This is a genomic window from Cellulomonas sp. PhB143, from assembly GCF_003752595.1.
GTDB lineage: Bacteria > Actinomycetota > Actinomycetes > Actinomycetales > Cellulomonadaceae > Paraoerskovia.
On sequence record NZ_RKIJ01000003.1, the window covers coordinates 75999 to 83395 of the forward strand.

Genomic DNA, 7397 nt, shown 5'->3' on the forward strand with positions numbered 1-7397 from the left:
AGAGTTGGGCCATGACGACGACGCCTGCGAAGGTCATGAACGTGACGGTGACCGGCGCTGCCGGCCAGATCGGGTACGCGCTGCTCTTCCGCATCGCGTCGGGGCAGATGCTCGGCCCCGGCACGCGCGTGCGGCTGCGGCTGCTGGAGATCCCGCAGGGCGTCAAGGCGGCCGAGGGCACCGCGATGGAGCTCGACGACTGCGCCTTCCCGCTCCTCGACGGGATCGACGTGCACGACGACCCGCGCGCCGGGTTCGAGGGCACGAACGTCGCGCTCCTCGTGGGCGCGCGCCCGCGCGGGCCGGGCATGGAGCGCTCGGACCTGCTCGAGGCCAACGGCGGGATCTTCAAGCCGCAGGGCGAGGCGATCAACGCCGTCGCGGCCGACGACGTCCGGGTCCTCGTGGTGGGCAACCCCGCCAACACGAACGCGCTGATCGCCGCCTCGAACGCTCCCGACGTGCCCAAGGACCGCTTCACGGCGATGACGCGGCTCGACCACAACCGCGCGCTCTCCCAGCTCGCGGCGAAGGCGGGCGTCCCGGTGTCCGAGGTGCGGCGGTTGACGATCTGGGGCAACCACTCGGCGAGCCAGTACCCCGACGTCTTCCACGCCGAGATCGGCGGCCGGCCGGCGAGCGGGCTCACGGCCGACCGGGGCTGGCTCCTGGACGACTTCGTGCCGACCGTCGCGAAGCGGGGTGCCGCGATCATCGACGCCCGCGGTGCGTCGTCGGCGGCGTCGGCGGCCAACGCGGCGATCGACCACGTGCACGACTGGGTGCTCGGCACCCCCGAGGGCGACTGGACGAGCGCGGGCGTGTGGTCCGACGGGGCGTACGGGGTCCCCGAGGGCCTGATGTCCTCGTTCCCGGTCACCTCCGCCGGTGGCCCGGGCGCGTCGTGGGAGGTCGTGCGCGACCTCGAGATCGACGAGCTGTCGCGGGAGCGGATCGACGGCTCGGTGGCGGAGCTCGCCGAGGAGCGCGACGCGGTGCGCTCCCTCGGCCTGATCTGAGGCGTGCCGATCACCGTCCGCGCGGCCGCGCGCGAGGACCTCGAGCGAGTCGTGGAGCTGATCGCGGACGACGCTGTCGCGGCCTCGCGCACAGGAGCCTTCGGCCCGGCGCACGTGCGCGGCTTCGAGGCGATCGCGGCCAGCCCGAACGACGAGCTGGTCGTGGCCGTGCTGGACGAGCCTGCCCACCCGCGCCACGGCGACGTCGTCGGCTGCATGCAGCCGACGGTCGTCCCGGGGATCTCGCGCGCGGGAGCGTCGCGCCTGCTCGTCGAGGCCGTCCGCGTGGACGCCGGGCTGCGCGGGCGAGGGATCGGTCGGCGGATGATGGAGCACGCCCACGCGTACGGCCGGGACCGCGGCTGCGCCCTGGCCCAGCTCACGTCCGACAAGTCCCGGCCCGACGCGCACCGGTTCTACCGCTCGCTGGGGTACGCCCAGTCGCACGAGGGCTTCAAGCTCTCGATCTGAGTGGGGTTTCACCCCGTGGGGCCTGTTGCGCGGGGGCGCGGGCGAGTAAAGTTTCGCGGCGGCGGGTGACACGTGTCGACGGCGTGCAGCGTGTTCACAGGTTCAAGGGATGCACCTCCCACGCGTTCAAGAATTGACAACAGGGCCGCTGGCTCTGTAGACCATCCCCATGCCACGACCTCCCGGCGACGACGCCGGAGCACGCCGCGACGCCGGCTCCCAACGTTCCCTGCGCCAGCGCAACCTCCGGCTGCTGCTGAGCTCGCTCGCCGCCCGGGGCCCGACGACGCAGGCGGGGCTGGCGCGCTCGACCGGCCTGTCCACCGGTTCGGTGTCGAGCCTGGTCAGGGACCTGGTCGACGAGGGGCTCGTGCGCACGCGCTCGGTCGTGAGCGGCGGGCGGCGGTCCGTCGAGGTCTCGCTCGCGCCCGACGAGCGCGTCGTCCTCGGCGTCGACGTCGGCCGCTCGCACGCCGCCGTCCTCGCCTCCGACGTCTCGCGGCGGACCTTCGGCCTGCGCCGGATGGCGCTCGAGACCGGGCACCCTCCCGAGGACACGCTCGCCCGGGTGGCGGAGGCCGTCGACGACCTCCTCGAGGAGCACGGGATCGCGCGGGAGCGGGTCCCGGTGTGCGGCATGGCGCTCCCGGCGTCGCTGGCCACGGACAGCGGCCAGGTGCTGCAGGCCAACGTGCTGCCCAACTGGGCCGGCGTCGACGTCGTGGCCATGACCCGCGAGATCTTCGGGATGCCCACGATCATCGAGAACGACGCGGACCTGGGGGCTCTGGCGCACACGGGCCTGCCCCAGTTCCGCGACCTGCACACGCTCGTGTACGTCAAGGTGGCGAGCGGCATCGGCGCCGGGCTCGTGGTCGACGGCGGGGTGTACCGCAGCTCGACGGGCATGGCGGGTGAGATCGGTCACGTCCCCGTCGTCGACAACGGGGACCTGTGCTACTGCGGCAACCGCGGGTGCCTCGAGACGGTCGCCTCCACGCGGCGGCTCGTCACGGACTTCGAGCGCGTGCACGGGGTCTCGGGTGCGCACCTCGCGGACGTGCTCGCGGCCGCGGCGGCGGGCGACCCCCCGACCGTGCGCATCCTGCAGGACGCCGGCACCGCCCTCGGCCGGGTCCTCGGCGTCGTGACGAGCATGCTGGGCCCGGACGTCGTCGTCCTCGGCGGGCCGCTGACCTCGGTGGCGGGACCGCTGCTCGACGCGGTCCTCGAGTCCGCCCGCCAGAGGACCATGCCCGCCGCGCTCCAGGGGGCCACGCTCGAGCTCTCCGAGCTGGGTGAGGACGCCGAGGTACGGGGCGCGTGCCTGCTCGCGCTGAGCCACCTGCGCGACGTCGAGATCGCCGTCCGCGGGTAACGAGCCGGTCACTTCCGTAACACTCTGGTCTCGGCGTGTGTTCAGGAGTTGACCACAAGACCTGGCGCGGTCTAGCGTCAGGCCGTCCGTACGACGCAGTGACGGACGTGCAGTGTCGCTCGGGCCCGCCGTCGGGCCCGGAGCAGGAGAGGAGCAGTCCGTTGCAGGACCACCACGCCATCCTCGAGATGCGGTCCATCACCAAGGAGTTCCCTGGGGTCAAGGCCCTGGACGAGGTCTCCTTGCGCGTGCGCGCCGGCGAGATCCACGCGATCTGCGGCGAGAACGGGGCCGGCAAGTCGACCCTCATGAAGGTCTTGTCCGGTGTGTACCCGCACGGGACGTACGACGGCGAGATCGTCTACCAGGGCGAGGAGGTCCAGTTCAAGGACATCCGCTCGAGCGAGGCCGCCGGGATCGTCATCATCCACCAGGAGCTCGCGCTGATCCCCGAGCTCTCGATCACCGAGAACATCTTCCTCGGCAACGAGGTCCGCGGGAAGCTGGGGATCGACTGGGACGAGGCCCGCAGCCGCGCCAAGGAGCTCATGGCGCGCGTCGGCCTGCGCGCCTCGCCCGACGCGCTCGTGAAGAACATCGGCGTCGGCCGCCAGCAGCTCGTCGAGATCGCCCGCGCCCTCGCGAAGGACGTGCGCCTGCTGATCCTCGACGAGCCCACCGCCGCCCTGAACGAGGACGACTCGCAGCACCTGCTCGACCTGATGCGCGGGCTGCGCGCCAAGGGGCTGACGAGCATCATGATCTCGCACAAGCTCAACGAGATCGAGGCGATCGCCGACTCCATCACGATCATCCGCGACGGCCACTCGGTCGAGACGCTCGACGTCTCCGCGGGCGGCGTGGACGAGGACCGGATCATCCGCGGGATGGTCGGTCGCTCGCTCGAGTCCCGGTTCCCCGACCACACGCCCACGATCGGCGAGATCTTCTTCGAGGTCGACGGCTGGACGGTCGAGGACCCCGAGGTCCCCGGGCGGCTCATCTGCAAGCAGTCCAGCTTCCACGTCCGCCGCGGCGAGATCGTCGGCTTCGCCGGGATCATGGGCGCGGGGCGCACCGAGCTGGCCCGCTCGATCTTCGGCCACTCGTACGGACGGTTCCTGTCCGGCGAGGTGAAGATCGACGGCAAGTCGGTGTCGATGCCGACCGTCCTGTCGGCCGTCAAGAACGGCATCGCGTACGTGCCCGAGGACCGCAAGTCCCTGGGCCTGAACCTCCTGGACACCATCCAGGACACGGTGATCGCCGCCAACCTGCCGCGCGTCACCAAGCACGCCTCGATCAGCTCCGACGAGTCGTACCTGGCCGCCGAGGGCTACCGCAAGTCCCTGGGGGTCAAGGCCCCCAGCGTCAAGGAGGGCGTCGCCAAGCTCTCCGGCGGCAACCAGCAGAAGGTGCTCCTCGCGAAGTGGATGTTCACCGAGCCGGAGCTCCTCATCCTCGACGAGCCGACGCGCGGCATCGACGTGGGCGCGAAGTTCGAGATCTATGCCCTGATCCAGCAGCTCGCCGACGCCGGCAAGGGGGTCGTGGTGATCTCCTCCGAGCTCCCCGAGCTGCTCGGCATGTGCGACCGCATCTACACGGTGTTCGAGGGCCGGGTGACCGGTGACGTCCCCGGCAAGGACGCGACCCAGGAGGGGCTCATGCGCCTCATGACGGGAGCGCCCGCGTGACCACGACCACGACCACGACAACCAGCTCGACGAAGACACAGAAGGAAGCCCGGACGATGTCGTCAATCAAGCAGCTCGCGGGCGGTGGCATGCGGCAGTACAGCATGGTCATCGCGCTCGTCGTGCTGATCCTCTTCTTCCAGTGGCAGACCGGCGGCAACGTCCTGACGCCCACGAACGCCCAGAACGTCATCATCGGGAACTCCTACATCCTGGTGCTGGCGATCGGCATGGTCCTCGTGATCATCGCCGGGCACATCGACCTCTCGGTCGGGTCGGTCGCCGCGGTGACCGGCATCATCGTCGCCATCGCGATGCGCGACTGGGGCATCCCGTGGTGGGTCGGCGTGCTGCTCGGCCTCGCGGTCGGTGCGGTGATCGGCGCCTGGCAGGGGTTCTGGGTCGCCTACGTCGGCATCCCGGGCTTCATCACGACGCTGGCCGGCATGATGCTCTTCCGCGGGCTCAACCAGTACATCGGTGAGTCCGAGACCGTGCCGGTGCCGAAGCAGTTCCAGGAGATGGGTGCCGGCTACCTGCCCGAGTGGGGTCCGAACACCGGCCTGAACAACTGGACGCTGCTGCTCGGGATCCTCGCCTTCGCCACGGTCGTGTGGTCGGAGTACCGCCGCCGGGCGAGCGCGACCCGGCTCGGCATGGACGTGCCGCCCGTCGGCGTCACCGTGGCCCGTGTGGTCATCGCAGGCGTGGTGATCGGCTACCTGACCTATCTCTTCGGCAGCGGCCGGTACGGGACGTCGTTCCCCATCCCCGGCGTGATCCTCGCGGTGCTCGTGATCATCTACCACTTCGTCGCGTCGCGGACCATCACGGGCCGCCACGTCTACGCCGTCGGTGGCAACCGCGCCGCCGCCGCGCTGTCCGGCGTGAACATCAAGCACACGAACTTCTTCGTCATGATGAACATGTCGATCCTCGCAGCGCTCGCCGGGATGATCTTCGTGGGCCGTGCGACGGCCTCCGGCCCGTTCGACGGGACGGGGTGGGAGCTGGACGCGATCGCCGCGGTCTTCATCGGTGGGGCAGCTGTCTCCGGTGGCGTCGGCACCGTCCTCGGCTCCGTCATCGGTGGACTGGTCATGGCCGTGCTCAACAACGGCCTGCAGCTCATGGGTGTCGGCTCCGACATGACGCAGGTCATCAAGGGCCTCGTTCTGCTTCTCGCCGTCGCCTTTGACGTGTTCAACAAGGTCGGCGGCCGCCCGTCGATCATCGGGCTGATCTTCCCGTCCCGGCGCGACAAGGGCACGGGGGCGGTCACCGGGGCGGACGACCCCCAGCCCACCGTGCCCGCCGTGAACGCGAGCCCCCAGGGCTGAGCACCCGGACGGCTGCACCGCCGCGGCGTCGGACCACCGGCGCCGCGGCCCCAGAACGAACCACCCGCACCACCCGCACCACCCGTTCCACCCCGCGCACCCGATGAGGGGTGCCTGTCACAGAAAGTGGATCCCCATGAAGAAGAAGCTTGCCTCTGCGCTCGTCGCGCTGGGCGCCACGAGCGCACTGATGCTCTCCGGCTGCTCCTCGTCCTCCGACCGCAGCGGCTCGGACGACGCCAGCGGCGGCGCCTCGGCGGCCGCCGGCTTCGAGGCCGGCGCGACCATCGGTGTCGCGCTGCCGCAGAAGACCTCGGAGAACTGGGTCCTCGCCCAGAACCTGTTCGAGGACGGGCTCACGAGCGACGGCTACAAGCCGATCGTCCAGTTCGCCAACGGCGGCGTCTCCGAGCAGCAGAACCAGATCCAGGCCATGGTCCAGAAGGGTGCCAAGGTCATCGTCGTCGGCGCCATCGACGGTTCGCAGCTCGGCACGCAGCTCAAGGCGGCCGCGGACCAGGGCGTCAAGGTCATCGCGTACGACCGTCTCGTGAAGAACACGGACGCCGTGGACATCTACGAGGCGTACGACAACTTCAAGGTCGGCCAGCTCCAGGGCCAGGCCCTGCTCGACGGGCTCAAGGAGCGCAAGGGCGACGGACCGTACAACATCGAGCTCATCTCCGGCTCGCCGGACGACGCGAACTCGAAGCCGTTCTTCGATGGCGCGATGGAGGTCCTCCAGCCGAAGATCGACGACAAGACGCTCACGGTCGTCTCCGGCCAGGTGTCGCAGCAGGAGACCTCCACGCAGGGCTGGGAGGCCGAGAACGCCCAGAACCGCATGGACACGATCCTCGCGGGCAACTACAAGGACAAGGACCTCGACGGGATCCTGTCCCCGAACGACACGCTGGCCCGCGCCGCGCTGACCTCGGTCAAGCAGGCGGGCAAGGACACCCCGGTCATCACCGGCCAGGACTCCGAGGTCGAGTCGGTCAAGTCGATCATGGCGGGCGAGCAGTACTCGACCATCTACAAGGACACGACCGCGCTCGTGAACAGCACGATCGACGCGGTCAACGCCTACCAGAAGGGCGAGGACCCCGAGGTCAACGACACCAAGTCGTACGACAACGGCGTCAAGGTCGTCCCGGCGAACCTGCTCGACCCGGTCATCGTGACCAAGGAGAACGCGGCGGACGTCTACAAGGACGACAAGACGCTCGCGCCGCTCACCAAGTAGCGCGTCCTCCCGCGGCGGGCGGTCCTGACCGGCCGCCGCGGGACGCACGGGCGGACGACGGCCCGGCACCGATCCCTCGGTGCCGGGCCGTCGTGCTGCCCGCCCGGTCCGCCGGGTGCTGCCCGCCCGGCCCGCCGAGAAGTGGGGATAACCCCCCCCCACCGCCACAAAAAGGGGGGGGAAAAAGAGAAAAGCGGGCGGGGGCGGGCGCCGGGGGGGCGCGGGAGAAAAAGGTGGGGGGGCCCG

General features: G+C 70.4%; 6 protein-coding genes. All 6 read left to right on the forward strand.

All coding sequences use genetic code 11. The features are described from left to right. Positions 1-11: 11 nt before the first annotated feature. The 6 genes from EDF32_RS01125 to EDF32_RS01150 all read left to right on the forward strand — a co-directional run bounded on the left by EDF32_RS01125 (position 12) and on the right by EDF32_RS01150 (position 7151). Positions 12-1019, forward strand: a complete 1008-nt coding sequence (locus tag EDF32_RS01125) for a malate dehydrogenase (RefSeq protein ID WP_123306705.1) — start codon at positions 12-14, stop codon at positions 1017-1019. A gap of 3 nt (positions 1020-1022) precedes the next feature. After that, a complete protein-coding gene (locus EDF32_RS01130) occupies positions 1023-1490 on the forward strand; it encodes a GNAT family N-acetyltransferase (RefSeq protein ID WP_199734780.1) in 468 nt (155 codons plus the stop codon). A 169-nt stretch (positions 1491-1659) separates the two neighbouring features. After that, a complete protein-coding gene (locus EDF32_RS01135; RefSeq protein ID WP_123306706.1) occupies positions 1660-2868 on the forward strand; it encodes an ROK family transcriptional regulator in 1209 nt (402 codons plus the stop codon). 188 nt (positions 2869-3056) lie between these two features. Continuing rightward, a complete protein-coding gene (mmsA, locus tag EDF32_RS01140; protein WP_123306719.1) occupies positions 3057-4565 on the forward strand; it encodes a multiple monosaccharide ABC transporter ATP-binding protein in 1509 nt (502 codons plus the stop codon). Positions 4566-4621: 56 nt separating this feature from the next. Then, positions 4622-5905: a multiple monosaccharide ABC transporter permease gene (mmsB, locus tag EDF32_RS01145; RefSeq protein ID WP_123306707.1), complete on the forward strand. Its 1284-nt coding sequence runs from the start codon at positions 4622-4624 to the stop codon at positions 5903-5905. 136 nt (positions 5906-6041) lie between these two features. After that, positions 6042-7151 carry a sugar-binding protein gene (locus EDF32_RS01150; protein ID WP_123306708.1) on the forward strand — a complete coding sequence of 370 codons (1110 nt, stop codon included), beginning with the start codon at positions 6042-6044 and terminating at the stop codon, positions 7149-7151. Positions 7152-7397 lie beyond the last annotated feature (246 nt).

What these genes read in the sequence shown, in the direction of transcription:
- EDF32_RS01125 (WP_123306705.1), top strand. Translation starts at nt 12, where the DNA reads ATGACGACGACGCCTGCGAAGGTCATGAACGTGACGGTGACCGGCGCT.
- EDF32_RS01135 (WP_123306706.1), top strand. Translation starts at nt 1,660, where the DNA reads ATGCCACGACCTCCCGGCGACGACGCCGGAGCACGCCGCGACGCCGGC.
- mmsA (WP_123306719.1), top strand. Translation starts at nt 3,057, where the DNA reads ATGCGGTCCATCACCAAGGAGTTCCCTGGGGTCAAGGCCCTGGACGAG.
- mmsB (WP_123306707.1), top strand. Translation starts at nt 4,622, where the DNA reads ATGTCGTCAATCAAGCAGCTCGCGGGCGGTGGCATGCGGCAGTACAGC.
- EDF32_RS01150 (WP_123306708.1), top strand. Translation starts at nt 6,042, where the DNA reads ATGAAGAAGAAGCTTGCCTCTGCGCTCGTCGCGCTGGGCGCCACGAGC.